At 45.7% G+C, this 18959-nt stretch carries 14 protein-coding genes; 4 read left to right on the forward strand and 10 right to left on the reverse strand.

Going from position 1 to position 18959, the window contains the following annotated elements; translation table 11 throughout:
• Positions 1 to 4 precede the first annotated feature (4 nt).
• Complete coding sequence (locus tag MHI12_RS22095; RefSeq protein ID WP_405170328.1) at positions 5 to 652, forward strand: Imm50 family immunity protein; 648 nt, start codon at positions 5 to 7, stop codon at positions 650 to 652.
• Positions 653 to 774: 122 nt separating this feature from the next.
• Here MHI12_RS22095 and MHI12_RS22100 read toward each other — a convergent pair whose 3' ends face one another.
• The 3 genes from MHI12_RS22100 to MHI12_RS22110 all read right to left on the reverse strand — a co-directional run bounded on the left by MHI12_RS22100 (position 775) and on the right by MHI12_RS22110 (position 3885).
• The gene (locus MHI12_RS22100; RefSeq protein WP_405170329.1) at positions 775 to 1218 is read right to left on the reverse strand and encodes an Hsp20/alpha crystallin family protein; all 444 of its coding nucleotides are present in this window, start codon (positions 1216 to 1218) and stop codon (positions 775 to 777) included.
• A 191-nt stretch (positions 1219 to 1409) separates the two neighbouring features.
• Positions 1410 to 2612 (reverse strand): MFS transporter, encoded by a 1203-nt coding sequence (locus MHI12_RS22105; protein WP_405170330.1) that lies wholly within the window; start codon positions 2610 to 2612, stop codon positions 1410 to 1412.
• A 313-nt stretch (positions 2613 to 2925) separates the two neighbouring features.
• On the reverse strand, positions 2926 to 3885 hold the full coding sequence (locus MHI12_RS22110) for a helix-turn-helix transcriptional regulator (RefSeq protein ID WP_405170331.1): 960 nt from the start codon (positions 3883 to 3885) through the stop codon (positions 2926 to 2928).
• A 319-nt stretch (positions 3886 to 4204) separates the two neighbouring features.
• On the opposite strand from MHI12_RS22110, the gene MHI12_RS22115 reads away from it, so the two are divergent.
• Positions 4205 to 5791 (forward strand): choice-of-anchor I domain-containing protein, encoded by a 1587-nt coding sequence (locus MHI12_RS22115; protein ID WP_405170332.1) that lies wholly within the window; start codon positions 4205 to 4207, stop codon positions 5789 to 5791.
• A gap of 133 nt (positions 5792 to 5924) precedes the next feature.
• Here MHI12_RS22115 and MHI12_RS22120 read toward each other — a convergent pair whose 3' ends face one another.
• The 3 genes from MHI12_RS22120 to MHI12_RS22130 all read right to left on the reverse strand — a co-directional run bounded on the left by MHI12_RS22120 (position 5925) and on the right by MHI12_RS22130 (position 11059).
• A complete protein-coding gene (locus MHI12_RS22120) occupies positions 5925 to 6137 on the reverse strand; it encodes a hypothetical protein (RefSeq protein ID WP_405170333.1) in 213 nt (70 codons plus the stop codon).
• Between the two features lie 147 nt (positions 6138 to 6284).
• Complete coding sequence (locus MHI12_RS22125; RefSeq protein WP_405170334.1) at positions 6285 to 8528, reverse strand: carboxylesterase/lipase family protein; 2244 nt, start codon at positions 8526 to 8528, stop codon at positions 6285 to 6287.
• A gap of 617 nt (positions 8529 to 9145) precedes the next feature.
• Complete coding sequence (locus MHI12_RS22130) at positions 9146 to 11059, reverse strand: helix-turn-helix domain-containing protein (protein ID WP_405170335.1); 1914 nt, start codon at positions 11057 to 11059, stop codon at positions 9146 to 9148.
• Between the two features lie 229 nt (positions 11060 to 11288).
• Between MHI12_RS22130 and MHI12_RS22135 the strand changes: the two genes are divergently transcribed.
• Complete coding sequence (locus MHI12_RS22135) at positions 11289 to 12941, forward strand: alkaline phosphatase (RefSeq protein WP_405170336.1); 1653 nt, start codon at positions 11289 to 11291, stop codon at positions 12939 to 12941.
• 164 nt (positions 12942 to 13105) lie between these two features.
• Positions 13106 to 13471 (forward strand): VOC family protein, encoded by a 366-nt coding sequence (locus MHI12_RS22140; RefSeq protein ID WP_341008380.1) that lies wholly within the window; start codon positions 13106 to 13108, stop codon positions 13469 to 13471.
• A gap of 119 nt (positions 13472 to 13590) precedes the next feature.
• Here MHI12_RS22140 and MHI12_RS22145 read toward each other — a convergent pair whose 3' ends face one another.
• The 4 genes from MHI12_RS22145 to MHI12_RS22160 all read right to left on the reverse strand — a co-directional run bounded on the left by MHI12_RS22145 (position 13591) and on the right by MHI12_RS22160 (position 18959).
• The gene (locus tag MHI12_RS22145; protein WP_405170337.1) at positions 13591 to 14814 is read right to left on the reverse strand and encodes a GNAT family N-acetyltransferase; all 1224 of its coding nucleotides are present in this window, start codon (positions 14812 to 14814) and stop codon (positions 13591 to 13593) included.
• Between the two features lie 183 nt (positions 14815 to 14997).
• Positions 14998 to 16476: a methyl-accepting chemotaxis protein gene (locus tag MHI12_RS22150; RefSeq protein ID WP_405170338.1), complete on the reverse strand. Its 1479-nt coding sequence runs from the start codon at positions 16474 to 16476 to the stop codon at positions 14998 to 15000.
• A 307-nt stretch (positions 16477 to 16783) separates the two neighbouring features.
• Entirely contained in the window at positions 16784 to 17827 is a 1044-nt protein-coding gene (locus MHI12_RS22155) for a polysaccharide lyase family 1 protein (RefSeq protein ID WP_405170339.1), read from the reverse strand.
• 289 nt (positions 17828 to 18116) lie between these two features.
• Positions 18117 to 18959, reverse strand: a complete 843-nt coding sequence (locus tag MHI12_RS22160; RefSeq protein ID WP_405170340.1) for a helix-turn-helix domain-containing protein — start codon at positions 18957 to 18959, stop codon at positions 18117 to 18119.

Here is an 18959-nt window from a genome sequence, read left to right on the forward strand (position 1 = left end):
TCTAATGAACAGAGCATTGACATTAAACGTCAGCGTCCGATCCGTAGAGCGGGAACCATTCTTGTATGCACCCCAGACTCCCTGGCAGATACAGGGACAAGGTTTTCGAGTGAAATTCCATACCAATAGGGCAATCGACTTACTTGCTCAAGATCGACTGCTTGTTACCGTTGGTGAGGAAGGTACCGCGAACTGGGCTGCTTTTATCGGAACAGTCGTGGAATGCGAACCAGACTCTCTCCTGCTCTATACAAGTCCTCAGTACGAGGCACAGTTAATGGATATCCGGAGGTTGGAACGCGAATTTTCTCCCTTGGCTTCCATTCTCGGAGCGCAACATGTAATCGAAACTCTGGGCTATTTCCCTCCCTTCCATTATGACGAAATTACGGATGTGCAGCTGGAAACAGTCCAAAATATACAATCCCTCTCTCTTGTGCTAACGCATAATGCTGATCAGGAATGGGAACAGCAGGTGCACTTCCATTTTGAACATATTCAGCAAGAGATGTTCTCCCCTGTGGAGGCATCTAACGTTTGTTTACAGCTAAGTTTCACTTATACAGCCGATCAGATTCGTGTTAACTTGGATGCCGTATACGGCTTCGCCGCTACATTCCTATGCAGCACAATTCATATTCAATTCCATTAACCCGGTTATGTAAAAAATCCCTTCATGGGACAACATGGAAGAACATCTTTACAGATGTTTTTCCATGCCTATTACCACAAAGGGATAGCTCAATTTCTTCAGCTACATATTTTGCATCTGGTTTAGTCAATTTGAATGCGTCTGCGAGATTGATCATCACCAGGACGTTTCGGAATCTCGAGCTTCAGCACACCGTTTTCCAATCTGGCCTTAATGTGCTCCTCATCAATATGATCAACATAGAATCGCCGGATAAATTCGCCGGAACGGCGTTCCTGCCGTATGATTCGATTGGAGTCATCCTTCTGCTCCACTATATCATTGCGTTTGGCACGAATAATCAATTCATTACCTTGAACCTGAATGTCTATATCCTCTTTGGCAATGCCCGGAAGCTCGGCTTCTACCGAATATTTGTCTTCTTCCTCACGAATGTCGGTCCGGAATGGCTGGGAGCCAGTTCCAAAAGGGGAGAGGAATGAGTTCTCAACCATGTCATTGAAGGATTTCAACATGTGTCCGAACGGGTCTTCATTTCGTTTACGAAACGGAATCAGATCAAACATGAAAATCAGCTCCTTTTGTGTGGTTGGTTTATTGGTGTTGCTTACATTGATTATTATAATACCCGTGCAAATAAGGCTCAAAGTCCGTAAAAGACCAAAAAAACCGATTTTCTTTCATCATGGTTCACTATTTTAAAATAGATCCTTTTTTCTTTTATTTTGACCTTATTTGACCTTCTGACTTTGTCTGACTATAACGAATGAATGGGGTCCGTTACAGTATTGGATTCATTTTTCCGCATTCCCATCATCATGATTGCCAGCAAGACAACCAGAACAGCTACGAGCATAAATGGAACATGTTTGTCCACCTGATAAAGTGTCGTTGTAAGTAAAGGCGTAATGACGGCGGATATCCCCTGAATCGCTGCTACCAATCCCGCTGCCCCTCCCTGCTGTTCTTTGCTAACTGCCAGCGAAGCACCTGCCATGAACCCCGGCATCATCAGACCCGAACCCATGCCAAACAGGAAAAACGAGAAATAATACATGGATAACACATTGAAGACCAGAAACAGGATCATGCTTGCGATCAGGAAAAGGGACCCGAGCAAAATCATTGGGCGTGGCTGCCATTTCAACCATTTCATCTGAATGACCTGCATGATCAACATCGCTGCTCCAGAGAACATGAGTCCAAACGAAACCATTCGGGCCGTCGCCGCTGAGGATAGAGCCAGTTGATCCTGAAAATAAAATCCCCCGACAACCTGTAGTGTCATGATACCCATCATCGTGACCAGGCCTGCAGCAAGGTACATTCGTAAACCGCGTTGGAACGGGTTGACTTTAGGCGGTTTTGCCTGAATGACCGGTTTGGCTGACGGGATTAACAGCAAGGCAATAATAAACGCAGCGATCGCTATAAAAATGCCAAAATAAAGCGGCCAGAGCAGACCGATAAGGGTAAAAGCTCCTGCAATCGCAGGTCCAAATACAAGGCCAAGTCCATTCGCAGCGCTGATAATCGCCATCCCGCTTCCCCGCTCTTCCCCTTCTGTCACATCACCCATATAGGCTTGGGCAGAAGACAGCACCGCCGGAATGAACATGCCGATCAGACTGCGCGTCACAATCAGAAGGGTTAACAGGAGCCCCCCTCCGATCCATGCATTCAATCCACCGTACAATGCCAGTGCAAATAATGCACAGCTCACAGACATACCTATAAATCCAATCAATATGATAGGTTTTCTTCCTCTTATATCACTCCATCTGCCCCATACCGGAGCCATGACAGCCATCATAATGGACCCAAGTGAGATAATAAGACCGGAATGGCTTTCTTTCATGCCCAACTCGCGAATAAGTGGTGGCATAATGGGTGCAATTAGCATCAGACCCAACATGGCTGCAAATACGCTAAAAAAAATACTTCCTCTGATTCTGTTCATATTTGTACACTCCTCTATATTTCAGTACAGTACCCACTGTACCTGGAGTATACAAGGCGGAATGAATCCCGACTGCCTCTATACGGAACAATTCACGGCAAGACGGATTATAATCTTATTTTAAATAAGATCAACCCTTAAAACTTTACACCAGACCACTACGATTGCAGTATCATCTTCCGATCGCTGTTATCAACGGATTTCCGTGATTCCCTTCTATGATGAAAAAAATCCGTTGATAAAGGCGAACGCTCCGCTTCTCCAGACTGGTTCTGCACTCTTCGTTCTTGTGTAATGTTTCAGTTCATCTTATTTAATAAATCTTTTTCATTTCAGAGGGCTTCACGCCGAATTTGCGATAAAATTGCTGTGAAAAGGCACTGACATTGCTGTAACCGACCGCAATGGCGGCCTCGGTGACGTTGTTATTCTGATTGCGCAGCAACTTCATGGCGTTGTCGAGACGAACCTGACGCAAATATTCGAACACCGTGCTTCCGTAAAGGGCCTTGAATCCTTTTTTTAATTTAAAATCGTTAAGACCTACTTGTCTGGACAATGCTAGCAAAGATGGAGGATCTACCATACAAGCCTCCATAATCTCCCGTGCCGTATGTAACTTCCGGATGTCCTCTCTGGAGAATCCCGCGGGGATTGGCGCCAAATCAAACAATTGGATCATAAATCGATTCAAGATTTCCAACGCTGTCGCTTCCATCATTAAGGATGATCGATAACTATTGTTTAATTCCACAATCAAACTGTCGATCATCGTTCGTATCCGGTTATCCAATTGAAATACAATCGGCTTGAACACTTTTCGCCCTAACACCTGATTAAACGCAATTGACTTGAAACCGCCCAGTTGTGCCGCAGCATAATTGAACAGAGAAACCGGAATCCCCAGCGAAAAGGACGTATACAGCTCCCTTGCCGGAGGATGAAACCACGCTTCGAAATCATGCATAAAAATAAGGGCCCCTTGTCCTATCGATAATGAATAATCCTGACCGGATATATCCACATGTCGTTCTCCTGATAAGGCAAATTGCAATTCCACAATGGGTGTATCGGACGCAAAATACGTAGGATAAGGCTGATGATATTCAACCTGGGAATATAAAATCTCAATGCCACTGTAAGTTGTCACTCTTTTGACCTTACCGCTACCCGCCTTGGGAGAGAGCAGATACGTGTGTTCATCTTGCTGACTGTAAGGTTCCTGGGTCAGGTAATGCTGATATACTACGCCTAATGCATCATCCGTGCGCATGGTATTCACCTCGCCTATATCTTGATCAGACTTGTCAGTAAAGAAAGTCCGAATTAATTGATAATGATTCTCAATTATAATTCTAGCGTATTTTCGTCCCTTCCACCAGTCCTATATATATGAAGGTTCACGTCTGCTTTTTTCTTCATGTGGCAACATCATTTTATACACTAACTTACATATCCAATTTGGAAAAATATCTCTTATCTAACCTTTTACACAAATCGCAGACTTCTCTTACCTCTCCTTAACATAAGCTCCCTATACTAAAACAATTGTACAACTCACACACACGAAACGATAAAGGGGATCTGGAACATTGAAAAAGAGAAATCAATGGCTTGCCGTTCTGTCGATGACAGCCATTCTTAGCGCAGGAGCAACCAGCTACACATCAATGGTCCATGCCGCTGACGCAACTAAACCCGCCAACGATCATGTCGTACTGCGCACAGCCATCCAAAATATGCAGGGTACGGTCACATGGAACGGAAGCAGTCGCAGTGTTGATATCCAGATCGCAGATACTAAAGTACAACTTCCTATAGGAACGTCATCAGCCACCATCAACGGTGTGAAAACTCCTTTGGACAGTAAAAGCTACATCACCAAAGGTACAACGTATGTATCTCCACAAACGCTAAAATTAATTACGGATCAACTGATCCTGAAACAAAATAAAACCGGTTTTGAACAGACCGCATCGTTTCAGATGCCTGGAGGAAAATCAGAAATATCAGCCTCTACGCCAGATGGACAGCGCCTGCTCGTAACCGAAGCAGACAATGGCAGCATTTCCGTACTGGACATTGCTGACTTGAAAAACATCAACGTATTGAAGACGGTCAGCTTCCATGACCTTTCCGCCAAAGCTGAAGTTACAAGCGTAACCGTGTCCAAAGATGGTAAATACGGTCTTGCTGTTATTCGTACAGGGGATACAGACAGTGAAGCAAACAAAGGGTTGCTTGCCATTGTGGATCTGACAACCTACAAAACCGTCAAAACGTATGAACTGGGCATTGGTCCTGACTCGATTGCACTGTCACCAGACGGTCAGCATGCAGTGATCGCCATAGAGGATGAAGAGCTGAATAAAGCTGCGGATGAAATTGACTATGCCAACACCAAACGTCCGGGTAGCATTATGGTTGTATCTTTTGCTGGCGGGAACGTATTGGAGGGTGAGATCACCAACTTGCCAGTATCTCTGGACAATGTAAAAGGTGCCATCTATCCGCATGATCCACAACCGGAGTATGTCGCCATTAGTCCAGATAGTAAAACAGCAGCCGTCACGCTACAGGAAAACAATGTCGTTGCCATTGTAGATCTGGAGACAAAAAAAATCAGTTCCATCTTCGCTTTGGGTACTACTTCACATCAAGCGGATCTGAAAGATGATGGTATTGTTCAGTTTAAAGAGACGTTGACCGCTCGTTATGAACCGGATGGAATTGCTTTCTCGGCAGATGGCAAATACCTGCTGACAGCTAACGAAGGGGATTTGGGCAAGAATGAATTTGAGGATGGTGTAAAAGCAGGCGGACGTAATATTGCTGTCTGGGATTTGCAAGGTCAGCGGATGTACGATAGCCAGAACCTCATTGACGAGGCAACAGCTATGGTCGGCTTGTATCCCGATGATCGCAGTCCCAACAAGGGCAGCGAAGTTGAGAACCTGACCGTTGCTACTGTAGACGGCACAACATATGCCACGGTAGCTTCCGAACGTGCAGATGCCATTTTGTTCTTTGATCTTGCTGATCCAATCAATCCGGACTACCTGGGTCTGATTCCTACAGCCGGAGAATCACCAGAGGGAATTCATCGTGTTAACGGACGCAGCCTGTTTGTGAGTGCAGATGAAAGCACCGGAACACTTAGTTTTTTTGCCAAGAAATAGATCGAGTATCCTTGGTATGTAAAGGCTGAAATGAGCGGTGTCAAGTTGTATTGAGTAGGTGGGGGCGTAGAGCCCCTGTCCTATCCTACTGTTGTACACGCTATCCACGTATCCACATATAATGCTGCAAAGGTTATCGACGCTTCGTATTTTCCAATTCCCGCCTGTTCCGCTCTACTTCCTCTTGTAACACTCGTACTTCCATCCTTAATGCGGATACTTCCTCTTTGACGCCAGACCTCTTCATCCCAAGATAGAAAACCAGATATAATACAAGACCAATCATAATAAAGAAAATTAATAGCGTTATAATACCTGCAATACCAAAATTACTAACTCCATCCATAATGTACGTTTCCCCTTTCCGACATTCTATTAATTTATATTTACAACAATACCATAATTAAGCATAACGAGAACAGTACAAAAAGCCAAGAGAGCACGCTCCCTTAGCTTTCAATTTATCTATATATACCTTCCTATCCGGTGATCCTTATTCCCAGAAAAAACGACCTGCGAACACTTTTTCCGTCAACAGTTTATACGTTTCTTCAGGCAATTCTTTTTTCATCTTTGCCATAACGGCTTCTTTGCCTTGATTATATTGTGTGGACATACCGATCTCTGCCGTTGTATTGCTTGCATCCAGACGCATGATTGGGGCTTGAGCATCTTTCGTCCAAGGTGTCCATGCCGCCAGATCAGGTGATCCACCCGTACCTGGATTGCCTGTGTACAGGAACTGCTTCAGATATGCTGCCATCGCGGCGGACAACTGATCACGTCCTGGTTTGTTTGTATCGCTAAAGTACCCATCAGGGAAATAAGCAGCAATTCCGTCTGCGTGTCCTGTATAGAAGTCCATATCCGCACCATGTGGTGCACCCAGTAACGTGAGCAAACGCTCAGAGATGACCCCAGGTTGTGTGCCCCATGCAAAACGATACGCATATACCGGCGGCTGACCTGCTTCCCTTGTCAATTGTTCTGCTACACGCTCTGCATTAAAGCCTGCATAAGCTTCGCTACCGTATTTCAACGCAGCAGCATATTGCTCCGCCTTGGTTTTGTCAGTAAACAGGGTTCCATCCGTAATCGATGGAGAGAAGTTTGGATCACCGAAAGCAAATCCGGAGAACTCCGTTTCCAGGCTGCCGAGCAATAAAGGAACTTTTGTGTAATTGCCATTATTGATGGCGTCAAATCCTTCTTTTGGAATCACTGTACCATCCCGGAACAGATGCGGGAATGGTTCCATACGGATTGCGGTTGCACCAAATGCTGTGACCAACTTGTCCGCAGGCAGTGCACGCAGGTAACTCTCCAGCTGTGCCTGAGATTGCTTGCCAATCCATGTTTTGGCTTCTTCTGCATTAGCCGCTTTCCCCTCTTGCACGAGTAGCTTCACAAGTACATCCTCGGATTTTTGCTCGCCTTCTTCCGGTGATGCTGTCGTCAATCCTCCGCTGAAAGCAACTGCTTTTTGATACAACCCTTTGCTAAGTGGAGAGATCAGAGTTGCCAGCACATCACGTGCACCAGCAGATTGTCCGGCTAATGTAACATTGCCTGTATCTCCGCCAAAACCTTCGATATTATCCTGCACCCACTCCAATGCGCGGAATGCGTCAAGCAGACCATAGTTACCTGAGTCATCCAGGGCATTGCCAGTTTTCAGCGCTGCATTTTTGAAGAATCCAAGGGCTCCCAAACGGTAATTCACTGAGATGATGATGCTGTTGGTGCTCCGTGCAAGCTGTTCACCCTGAAAATCTTTGCCTGATCCGGTCATATTCCCGCCGCCGTGCAGGAACACCATAACCGGAAGTTTCGAACTGGTTGTGTCGGGACGCCAGATATTGAGATACAATGAATCCTCGCTGCCTACAGTATTTTTACCGGAGATCTGCAAGCTGTTCGCTGCAAATTCCTTAGCCGATCTCGTTCCTGTCCATGAATCCGGTTCTTGCGGAGCTTTCCAGCGCAGTTCCCCTACCGGAGGTGCCGCATAAGGAACACCGAGCCAGCCGAGCGTGCCATATTGCTCATAGGTTTTGCCATCAATTGTGCCATACTTGGTCTGTTGCACCGTTTGAGGTTTGAACGCCCCAGCTTCTTTATGTTTTAACCAGTTCTGCTCCAAAGTTCCACTGCCATTCTTGAGCTGTATCTGCAAAGCCTGTGCGGTTGCCTCTGCCATCAGGCGGTTGGTAAGTTGACTCGCGCCCTTCCCTTGAAGTGCCTTGATTCCTTTCCCAGCCGCATAGGTGGAAGCCGCTCCCTGCTCATAATCTGTACCTGCTTCATATCCAAGCACCTTCAGCAGCATTTCGGCATATCCTTCCGCTGTAAGTGGTGCATTAGGTTCAAACTTCTCCGTTCCTGTTACGATCTCAGACACATATGGATGCTGCTTCAAGTAACCAACGACCGGTTGTAATACTTTGCCTGCCTGAGCATCATCGTCATACGTTTCCGATCCCTGATAAGCGAGTGCTTCTTTCTCCAATCCGGACAAACGCAAGTAAAGTACTGCGGCCTGAATGCGTGTAGCCTTTTTGTTCAGATAAGCTGCATTAACACCTTGACCGCTGCCGCGAATAAGCTCGGATTGGATCAGCTTGTCCATCGCTGCTGAAGAAGAGGTTGCTGTATTGCCTGCTGCATAAGCTGGTAGAGCGGATACACATAACCCCAGAATTGTTGCCACTGCAATCGAACGTTTAATGGTTTTCATGTCATAAATCTCCTCGCTGTCGAATAGTGTGTGATGGGATAAGTTCATTGGAAATGCGCATCTTTTCAGTATTCCAATGTCTGGATGACTCTATATCTCTTTTTATGAAAAATTAAATCTGCTGCGCTCCTTTCTGCTCGAAATATCTGCTACGGAGCTTGCGGTCATGCCATCAGGCATTTTTTTATATAAAAAAACCTGAACCGAAGGCAAACAGACATCGCTTTAGCGTGGTCTACTGCCCTCAATTCAGGTTTTGCCTGCAATCAGTAACAACCCTGAGGAATGAGGCTCATTCCATATGAAAATGTAAACGCAATCAATCGTTTGATAACTAAAAAACCAACGAATGAACTGACACAGGTATTGCCCTAAACACGGTTACAATCCTGTTGTTATGGTGATGTTAGCACATAATGTAAGCGTTCGCAATATCTTTTTTTAGAACGTCATCATAGAACTCCTGACAGAGGTAACATTAAAAATAAGCTCTGCAAGTTCCATACCACATCGAATCAGAACCGACGATATAACAAAACAGGCCATAGGCGCATCCACCTATGAACCTGCTCTGATATGACGTGATTTGCGTCAAATTTGTAGAATGAAATGTTTTTTTATTCCTGTAGCTTGCTCACTTGCTCAATCAGGCTATCTAGCCCCTTGTCGACCAGATACGGTCCATAATTCCAATAGTTGCGAGATACATTAATAATCCGATTATTTTTGATCGCAGGAATACTCTGATACACCGGCTCATTGAATAGCTCCATCATCTGCTCCATCTCTTCATCATCCATCTGGGTGAAGAAGTAGTCTGCAGGTTTATCCGCCAGCTTCTCCAATGAGAGCACGGTTCCACCATCTGCATAGGCTTTGTACTGTTCAGGCATGTCAAATCCGAAATCCTGGTATATCAGCTTGCCCAATGTGCCACCTTCTCCCCCAAGTAATACCTCCTTGTTATAGATGACGAAGGACATGGCCGTGGTTCCCGGTTCAATATTGATGTTCAGTTCATCCCGAATCCCCTTCAATTTATCTTCAAAAGTAGCAATCCATCGCTCTGCTTCCTCTTTCCGATCCATAATCTCACCCATCGTTCTCAGGGTGTTGATGACATCCGGGTCACCGCCCCAAGCTACCGTAATCGTGGGCGCAATTTTCTCATAGGTACCGAGCACTTCCGTGCTTGTATAATCAGGTACGATGATCAGATCTGGCTCTAGATCCGAGACCACTTCTACGTTCCCCGTTCCTGATCCGATATCCGGCACATTAGCCATCTCTTCCGGGTACAGATCCAGTGTTTCCTTGTTGGCACCCGCCGGCTTCATTCCGAGTGGCAGCAAATACCCACCATATGTGATCACAACCGGTTTGGCAGATTGAGCTGGAATCTCAACCGTTCTCCCCGATGCGTCGGTATACATTTTGGTTGCAGGCAGTGAAGCATCTTCAATTGCTGTTGACTGTGGATCAGCTCCTCCCCCGCAAGCTGCTAACAGCAGGGATAAACTAAATAATAAACTGACCGCCAAAGTAGGCTTAAAACGAACATTCAAGTCATTCACGCTCCAAGTGTTGTATTGATAATGATTATCGTTATTATCAATATAGCGTTGTGTGAGTTCTCCAGCAATGAACGATTCCGACTTCTTATTGGTACGATTTGAACCTTTAAGCAGATGACTGTGCATTTTATATTGAGCGGGAGTTTCTCCCATCATTCGTTTGAAGATTCGGCTAAAGTAGTACAAATCTTTATATCCAACGCTCTCAGCCACATCACGAATCTGAGCCTCTGTCTCTGTTAGCAATACTTTGGCTTGGTTCATCCGGGTTTGGATGACGTAATCCATCGGACTGCAACCGAATTTGCGCTTGAATACCCGTGCCAGATAATGACTGCTGTAATGAAATTGGGCCGCCATCTCCTCCATGGACACGGAATGTGCGTAGTGCTCCTGAATGTATGCTGCAATCTGCTCGGCTAATTCTGGAGGATCAGCTACCTGATCACTCGCCTGCTTCCATTGGCGAAACTGTTCGTATACAAACTGATACAACAGTCCTGTAACCTGCAACCTGTCCAATTCTTCGCAGCTTACCCAGCATTCATGCATTCTCTCCATTATAGGAATTAGCAACAACGGATATGTTGCTACAAAATAATACTGCTGCGGGGAAAATTCATACTCTTGTTGTACGTTTTCTACTCTCGACGGGTCGGTACCAGTGGAGCTTGGCTGGGGTTTATATAAAATAAGATAATATTCCAAGGGGAGATCCAGACAATGGATATGTATAGTTGTGCCTTTGCCACCATGCAGAACCTGCGTCTGGTTGGACCTGAGCTTTTCTTTGCCCAAATGAACAATGGCTTCTCCTCTGACCATCAGCAAAAAAGCATGGGCTGGCAAAACATACGGCTTAATTGCCTGTCCCGGCTTCAAGACCAGATGACGAATGTCCATGAGCTTCACCTGATTTTTATTCCACCACTGAATGGCTTCTGACCATTCTTTCATTACAAACCACCTCAATGCCGATCATTAGACGAGGGGCATTCCCTAGCCCGATTTTCTCCTTAACATACAAGAGTGGTCCTCATTTTGTCCAGTTCACCTGAATTCCAGCACCCTTCACTAATCGTAAATTTTACATATAGTTAACCCATTTCATACGTTAGTTTAGCAATTGTTGTATACACTTGGTTTGGGATACCAAACTATACATATATTCTAGGAGGATGCATTCATGTTAAACCGGTTTAATGTCCGTGCAGCCAAAATGATGCTCGCGGTGACAACAATTGTTACGGCTACACTCGGAGGTAGCAGTGCAGCGTGGGCTGTGGAAGACACCACTTCAACGACATCTGCATCACCGATTAAAAATGTGATTATTCTGATTCCTGACGGTATGGCTAACGATGCTACCGCTCTGGCTCGTTGGTATAAGGGCTCGTCCCTGACACTGGACTCCATGGCAAGCGGCATGGTTCGAACACACTCCGCCGATGCGCCGATTGCCGACTCGGCCCCTGCCGGAACCGCTTTTGCTACAGGTTATAAATCTCATACCGGATTTGTCGGTGTACTGCCGGACAAAGCTACTATGCCTGGACAGAAGGCTATTGCGCCTGGAGACGAAAGAAAACCTGTTGCTTCCGTGCTGGAAGCATCCAAACTGGCGGGTAAAGCAACTGGCATTATCGCTACATCCGAAATTATGCACGCCACACCAGCGGACTTCTCCTCTCACTATCCGGACCGCAAAAACTATGATGCACTCAGCAAACAACAAGTCTACAATGGCATGGATGTTGTGTTGGGTGGAGGTAGCAAATATCTTGAGCCAGCCGGACGTAAAGACGGCGAGAATCTGATTTCGTCCATCAAGGCACTGGGTTACGATTACGTCACTACACCAGATGGAATGAAAGCATCCGATTCGAACAAACTGTGGGGTATGTTTGCACCCGCAGGTATGGCTTATAATATGGACCGTGATCCTGCGAAGCAGCCAAGCCTTGCCGAGATGACATCCAAAGCCATTGAAGTTCTGTCCAAAGACAAAGACGGCTTCTTCCTGATGGTCGAAGGCAGTAAAGTGGACTGGGCAGCTCACGCCAATGATCCGATTGGTATTATCAGTGACGTACTGGCTTTTGATGATGCCGTAAAAGTAGCCATGGATTTTGCCAAAGCAGATGGAGAAACTGCCGTTGTGGCTGTAACTGACCATCAGAACGGTGGACTCACGATCGGTAATGCCTCCACAACTGGCACTTATGACAAAGAGCCGTTGTCCACATTTATCGGACCTTTGAAAAAGGCCAAGCTGACAGGCGAGGGCGTTGAAGCGAAGCTGAATGCCAAGCGTACAAACATCAAAGCAGTGATGAAACAATACTATGGCATTACCGATCTGACTTCCGAGGAGGTTGCCACCATTAAAGCGGCTGAGCCGGGCAGTCTTAACTATGCAATCGGTCCAATGATCAGCAAACGTGCAGGGATCGGCTGGACAACCGGTGGTCATACAGGTGGAGATGTCGTCTTGTACACATATGCTCCGAACAATGACCGTCCATTCGGTGTAATTGATAACACGGATGTCGCCAAATATATGGCACGAGTACTGGATCTGGATCTCGACAGCGTGAGCAAACAATTGTTTGTACCTGCCAAACAGGCATTTACAGCCAAAGGTGCGACGTACAAACTGGACCTGACTGACGCTAAAAATCCGAAGATCCTCGTAACAAAAGGCAACACCAAGCTGGAACTGCAAATCTACAAAAATATTGCACTGGTAAACGGCAAAAAGACAACTTTGGAGGGCGTCATTGTTTATAACGGTGTAGAGGCATTTGTACCACAGACGGCCATTGATCTGATTCAATAATTCGTTAGCACTACCGGAACTGCAAGAGATTACACCATTTGGCTGCCGAATATTTCGGCAGCTATTTTATTGTTTACTGATAAGGAGTAGGCTCCTTCTGACACCTATCGTATAATGAACGTAACAAAAATGCATATCATGTAAGAAAAAGGAGAGATTCACCCATGTTGATCAAATTAAACTGGATCACGCTGAGGGTCAGTAATTTGGAAGCTTCACTCGGGTTCTACCACGACATGCTTGGACTTCCCATTCAGCGCAGATTCGAAAGCCGTGGACGGCAGATTGCCATGCTGGGCAAGGAGAATGAAGCTAAGCTGGAACTAATTGAGGGCAGTGAGTCCATTCTTAAACCAGAGGCCGGCGTGTCAATCGGCTATGAGGTGAACTCGCTGGATGAAGCCATGGAACGACTGGCAGAGCTGAATATTCCGATTGTGCGCGGCCCTATCCAGCCCAATCCGCATCTGCGGTTTATTTACATTACAGATCCAGATGGCTTCGAGGTGCAACTCGCAGAGCATTTCTAATTAGGCGACTGCGCACAAATGTGCGTATCACGATGACCGGTTGGGTGTGCAAGTGTGCAGTCAAACCAGATGCAAGCTCACATCTGCATCGGGCAGCGTAAGCACGTTTTTATGTCTGTTTACAGCTTCATGCGGCGCATCAGAGGCACACCTACGCGATTCAACAACCGATCAAGCAGCAGCCAGCACCAGCGTCTGCCCCACGGAAGATGATGCTCATAGACAGCGGAATACTCGAAATCAGCCACAGCACCACGATTGCGTTTGAACTGCGCAGCCCCTGCGCTCTCATGCAACAGATGGCCGTTCTCGCGGGCCTGTCCGATCAGACAAGCCGATAACATGCGGTATAGTCCAACGGACTGGGGCACCGCTGTATCGTAACCAAACAGCGGCGTTGTCATGATTCCATTTCGGCAGAAATAACCCATCACCGCGTCCAGGCGCCCCTCCTTTCGCAGTCCATAGAGTCTGAGTGTTCCTGATGCCATCGCAGCAGCAATGAACCGCTCGGTAAATTGCGGATTGTGACAGGAGTATTTTTCAAGGTACAACAGCTTGTACAGCTCAACGATTCGCGGAATATCTGCATCCGTCATATCTGACTCGGAAACGAATTCGTAGTCGTGCTTTGCCAATAATTCGAAATCCCGCTTCAACAGCCAGCGCGATTTCGAGTTCCCAAAATTCGTATCATGCGCATGATACAAATAGATTTGTCGGCTCGGAATTAGTATACACCCCGCTTCCGTTAGCCTCGCTGTCAGATCGGGATGAAGTCCCGGACACAAGGAGCGAAACACAATGACATGTTCAGGGTATCGCTCTTGTACCGTTTCAAGCAAGCGTTCTGCCTGTTCACTGGACATGGCTGGGTACAGATTCGTAGACAACAACCAGTTGTTCACATGCACAACTTTGTTGATCTGTGATTGCTTCATTCCCCAACCTATTAGACTGAGCAGCACAGAAAGCCCCTTTTCTAACATAGGCTTCTGCAACATGGTTAATTCTTGCTTGGCGTAACTCACATAATGCGTATATGGCGAACAAACGTAAGCATTATCATACTCTTTATCGTTCACGGTCAGCGGAATAACGAGATCATCAATCCGGGCGAGCAGCAATGTCGTTTCCACGTTGGACACAAAGCTTTGGGTCCCGTCCAGCATCATAGGTTCCAGATAAGCCCTGGCATATCTGCCATCCTCTGTATCGGGCCAGTCCATGTCTTTGAACGAATGCTGATCATAAAGACGCACGCGTTCAGCGCAATTATCATTCCTAACCTCATATGTACGGTCATCACAGTCCAATCTATCTTCCATTCCTTTATTCTTCAAGCTTTTACTCCCCCATGAGGTAACATCTTCTTTTAACTACCATTTACATTTTTAGTTCTACGCTCTTCATACTCTACACAACACTGTATAGGAAAAAAATGCCGGTATCAAGCTGTACTCTAGACGAAAAAAAGCCCGTCTAGCACGATAAATACGCACCGACAGGCTCCCAACTATTAATTATTAATTTTTGTTCGCAACGGAAGAAGCCTGATGATCCGAGACTAACTCATTCAGGTTCACAATCAGTTGCTCCAATTCTCCAAAGCTCTCTACCATCTTCTGTGTCAGGTTACGTTGTTCTTCCATGCTCGCCAGAATCTCTTCTGTCGCTGCACTGGATTGCTCCGTTACACTTGAAATCTCGGAAACCTCATTCACTACTCTGGTGGAAGATTCCTTCATTGTAGCCGAACTAATCTCAATATCTGTCGCTTGATTCAACACATGCTGAGAGTTGCTGTTGATCGTACGGAACACTTCATCTGCCGTTTGCACACTGTCTCTTCCGTGCTGTAATGATAGACGAATACGTTCGAATCGATCTGTCAGTGCCTGCGTTTGTCCTTTTAATCGAGACAGAATGGTTGAAATATCGTTCGCAGACTTACCCGAGCTCTCGGCCAGCTTGCGTACTTCCTCTGATACAACGGCAAACCCGCGTCCATGCTCGCCTGCACGAGCCGCTTCAATGGCTGCATTAAGTGCGAGCAGGTTGGTCTGAGTTGCAATATCCGCTATGCTGTTCAGCATAAGCGTCATGGATTCACTTTCCTCATTGAACTTTCGCATATCATTTGCAGTTGTATTGATCGTTTCATATAGATCTTGCATCTGAATATTCAGTTGGTCCATATGTTCGCTTCCTGTTTGCGTGCTCGTTGCCATACTTGCAGACAACTCTTTCATCTGTTGGGAATACAACGCAACGTCCTTAATATGCTGATCCGATACAGCTAAGGATTCCGAAATGTCGGCGACACTGGTTGCCTGGAACTCCACGCCTTTGGCAACTTCACTGAATCCCAGGGTCACTTCATTGGTAATGGAACCTGTTGAATCCACCTTTTGCTTCAATTGATCCGTATAACGAGATAGTCCGCCAACAGACTCCTTGACCCGTTCCAGCATCGTTTCCACGCGGGTCCGCGACGCTTCGACCTCGCTCCATCTTTTTTCACTTTCATGAAAGAGCTTTTGGTTCAGATAGGACACCATGAACAAGATTCCGCCCGTAACGGCGAACATTCCTAAATTGATTGCATTAGTCACAAACTGATCCTGAGTTGTTGTAGGAATAATCACAAGTTGAAGAATGTTGTTTGCGAGCATAACCGAAAATCCGATGACAAACAATTTTTTGTTTGGATAAATAAGCAAGATCGAAGAGATGAGAATGGCCAGCAGCGGTTCAACACTTCCCCATCCGGCGAATACCCCACACAACGAGATCAGCACGGTGTTCACCCAAGGAATGAGATGAATGTGCTTCTTTTTGGCGTTTGCATAAGCGAGCCAGATTCCATACAAGACCACAACACCATTGGAAATAAATAACTTGGGCTCAATTAAAGCTACAGAAAATCCTACAATTAATACAACCCATAGAATGATGCTGATGATCTTGTTTCGTTTCCATATAATTTCGTCAATACGATTCATGCATACCCCGTCCTTTAGATAAAATAACTTACGATTGTAGGGCATACTCGCACTCACATCGGCCTCTTTAAGGTTTGCTCTCGTGCATATTTCAACGCAACGCTCAGGCCACCGCCATAGTACAATGTTACTTCACAAACATGAAAGCAGCGCTACATTATGTATATCGGTATTCCGGATACAAAATTAAATATTAACTTTCAATTAATATACTCCCATATCAAATAAAACAAAAAAAGCCCGTCTTATACGCTGTTACGTACAAGAAAGGCTTCTTGGTTACGCCAATAAACATGAGTACAAGGTCTTATTTTCCGAATACAAGTGTCGTATTGGAGGAACCTGCATACTTGGTGACGAACTCACGCGCGTAGCTGGCACTCTCTACCTGATAACTGTAATTGGAGCTTGGTCTCCAATTCGTTTTAGGAGAAGTCGGACTATTCAGCGCTGGTGTACTACCGCTATCCGTGAACTCCCCTTTTCCTTTGTCATCCAGGATGCCACCCTTTTCAGCGCCAGCACCAAAGTAGTTGTTTTCGGAATAAATCCGTGCTTTTTCACCAATTGTGATGGCCTGATTAAAGTTGTTTGCATAGTTGTTTTTGAGATGGAAGTAACCATATCTTAAAAGCCCAGGACCACGTACATATAAATTTTCGAAGTAATTATTGGACATCGTCACATGAGGTACGCCATTGTAACTGCTGTTACCATCATTCGGATGACCGAGGATGACGCCATACTTATGGTTCGCAAATTTGGAATTGCTAATCGTAATATAGTCGGCGCGATCACCAATATACAGAAGTTTGTCCAGATCACTACCGCCAGAGCTGTAGCTGTGACCAGCAAACGTCACATGATCAATCCAGTAATTGGAGCCTGAAGTGATATACATCTGGATATCATCATTGGCATTAATATTGGAAGCGTGTTCAAAAGTCAGATTCTGAAAAATCACATTGCTTGAACTGCTTGTGGATCTGAAATGAATATTCGTTAATGTATGTTTGCCAAAGGAACCTACAAGTGTCTTGTTCGCTCCGAATTCAACCTTTTGCAGCGTGGAGGAAGAAATATTCTGTTCAACGACGACAATTTTGGCTGTAGAGCCCGCCATATGTGTTCTCAGGTCATTGAGATTACTAACGTAAACTACCTGACCGTTCTTGCCACCTGTCGTAGCTGCCTTGGATACACCATTTTCATTCTTGGCACTGCCTGCAAAACCAGTCAACCCATTCGTACCTGTGTTTGGATAACTAGCCGCACCATATGTAGACGGGGCTGTGGAGACAGTTAGCAACAATAGAGTTACAGCGAGTAAAAGCATCGAAAATTTCTTCAAAATTTCACCATCCTTTATAATATTATCCTCAAAGACAACTCGATTATATCGTGTAACTCTGGCTGTGACAACACAAAAATTGCAAAAAGACAACAATATTATCTTTTTCGCAACAGCAGATCAGATATAGTGAAAAAACGTAAAACCAGCCATTCGTTCACACAAAATAGAGCCGCTAATTAGCGGCTCTATTAACGAATACTATGTGATACAACTAGGAACCGATCCGCCCTCGGATCAGATCCTAAAGCCTCTGACGAAAAACCATTCGCTTGCGAATAATAATATGTCACGACTTCTGATAGCTGCGGCGGAACGCGCCAGGTGTAAGTCGTTCCAGCTTCTTGAAGATGGCTCCATAATAGCTGGTCGATTCGAAACCGACTTGACGAGCAATATCCTCCATACCCCGTTGCACATTATCGAGCAGCAGTTCCTTACTCTTGTTGACTCTTACCTGATTAACATAACTGATGGGACGAATACCTGTCGTTTTCTTAAACAAATGACAGAAATATTCTGGTGTGACACAGATCAATCCAGCCAGCGTTGGCAAAGTGATCTCTTCAGCATAATGCTGTTCAATATAGTCCAGAACCGGTTTTAATCGCTCATACTGCTGCCCGACCGTATCGCTGCCCTCAACAGATACGCGTTGAATAATCTCTGTCAATAAGGTATAGAGAATGGCGGAGCAGGCGTAATTGCTTAATGTCTGCTCTTGTGGCGTTAAGGCAGCTTGCAGCAACTCCCGCATTCGGGATAGAAGGTATTCAGGTTGTGCAAGCGTGTATACGCATGTATCGACAATGCCCACGGTTTCAAATAAGTTTGCTGACCCGTTGCCATCGAAAATGATCCAGTCGACTTCCCAACTGTCGGATAGCGCATAGTATTCGTGCTTCTGTCCAGGGAATAACAGCATGCCCATACCTGGCTTGACGATATGTTCCGTTTCACTGAGCTTGAGCATACCCACACCGCTGCGACATTGTATCCACTGATAATCCTCAATGCCTTGGTCTCGGCGGATATGCTCCTGTTCATGATGCAGGCCGATGCCAAGTAAATAAAAAGGGAGCAGCTTGTCTCGGGCAGATAACACCGGAAAATTACGATTGGGATGAGGCAT

The organism is Paenibacillus sp. FSL H8-0280 (genome assembly GCF_045040665.1).
GTDB lineage: Bacteria > Bacillota > Bacilli > Paenibacillales > Paenibacillaceae > Paenibacillus > Paenibacillus xylanexedens_A.

Bases quoted from the DNA above. Each gene is read 5' to 3' on its own strand.
- MHI12_RS22130 (WP_405170335.1), bottom strand. From the start codon at position 11,059: ATGAAAGAATGGTCAGAAGCCATTCAGTGGTGGAATAAAAATCAGGTG.
- MHI12_RS22105 (WP_405170330.1), bottom strand. From the start codon at position 2,612: ATGAACAGAATCAGAGGAAGTATTTTTTTTAGCGTATTTGCAGCCATG.
- MHI12_RS22160 (WP_405170340.1), bottom strand. From the start codon at position 18,959: ATGCCTCATCCCAATCGTAATTTTCCGGTGTTATCTGCCCGAGACAAG.
- MHI12_RS22110 (WP_405170331.1), bottom strand. From the start codon at position 3,885: ATGCGCACGGATGATGCATTAGGCGTAGTATATCAGCATTACCTGACC.
- MHI12_RS22100 (WP_405170329.1), bottom strand. From the start codon at position 1,218: ATGTTTGATCTGATTCCGTTTCGTAAACGAAATGAAGACCCGTTCGGA.
- MHI12_RS22120 (WP_405170333.1), bottom strand. From the start codon at position 6,137: ATGGATGGAGTTAGTAATTTTGGTATTGCAGGTATTATAACGCTATTA.
- MHI12_RS22150 (WP_405170338.1), bottom strand. From the start codon at position 16,476: ATGAATCGTATTGACGAAATTATATGGAAACGAAACAAGATCATCAGC.
- MHI12_RS22095 (WP_405170328.1), top strand. From the start codon at position 5: ATGAACAGAGCATTGACATTAAACGTCAGCGTCCGATCCGTAGAGCGG.
- MHI12_RS22140 (WP_341008380.1), top strand. From the start codon at position 13,106: ATGTTGATCAAATTAAACTGGATCACGCTGAGGGTCAGTAATTTGGAA.
- MHI12_RS22135 (WP_405170336.1), top strand. From the start codon at position 11,289: ATGTTAAACCGGTTTAATGTCCGTGCAGCCAAAATGATGCTCGCGGTG.
- MHI12_RS22125 (WP_405170334.1), bottom strand. From the start codon at position 8,528: ATGAAAACCATTAAACGTTCGATTGCAGTGGCAACAATTCTGGGGTTA.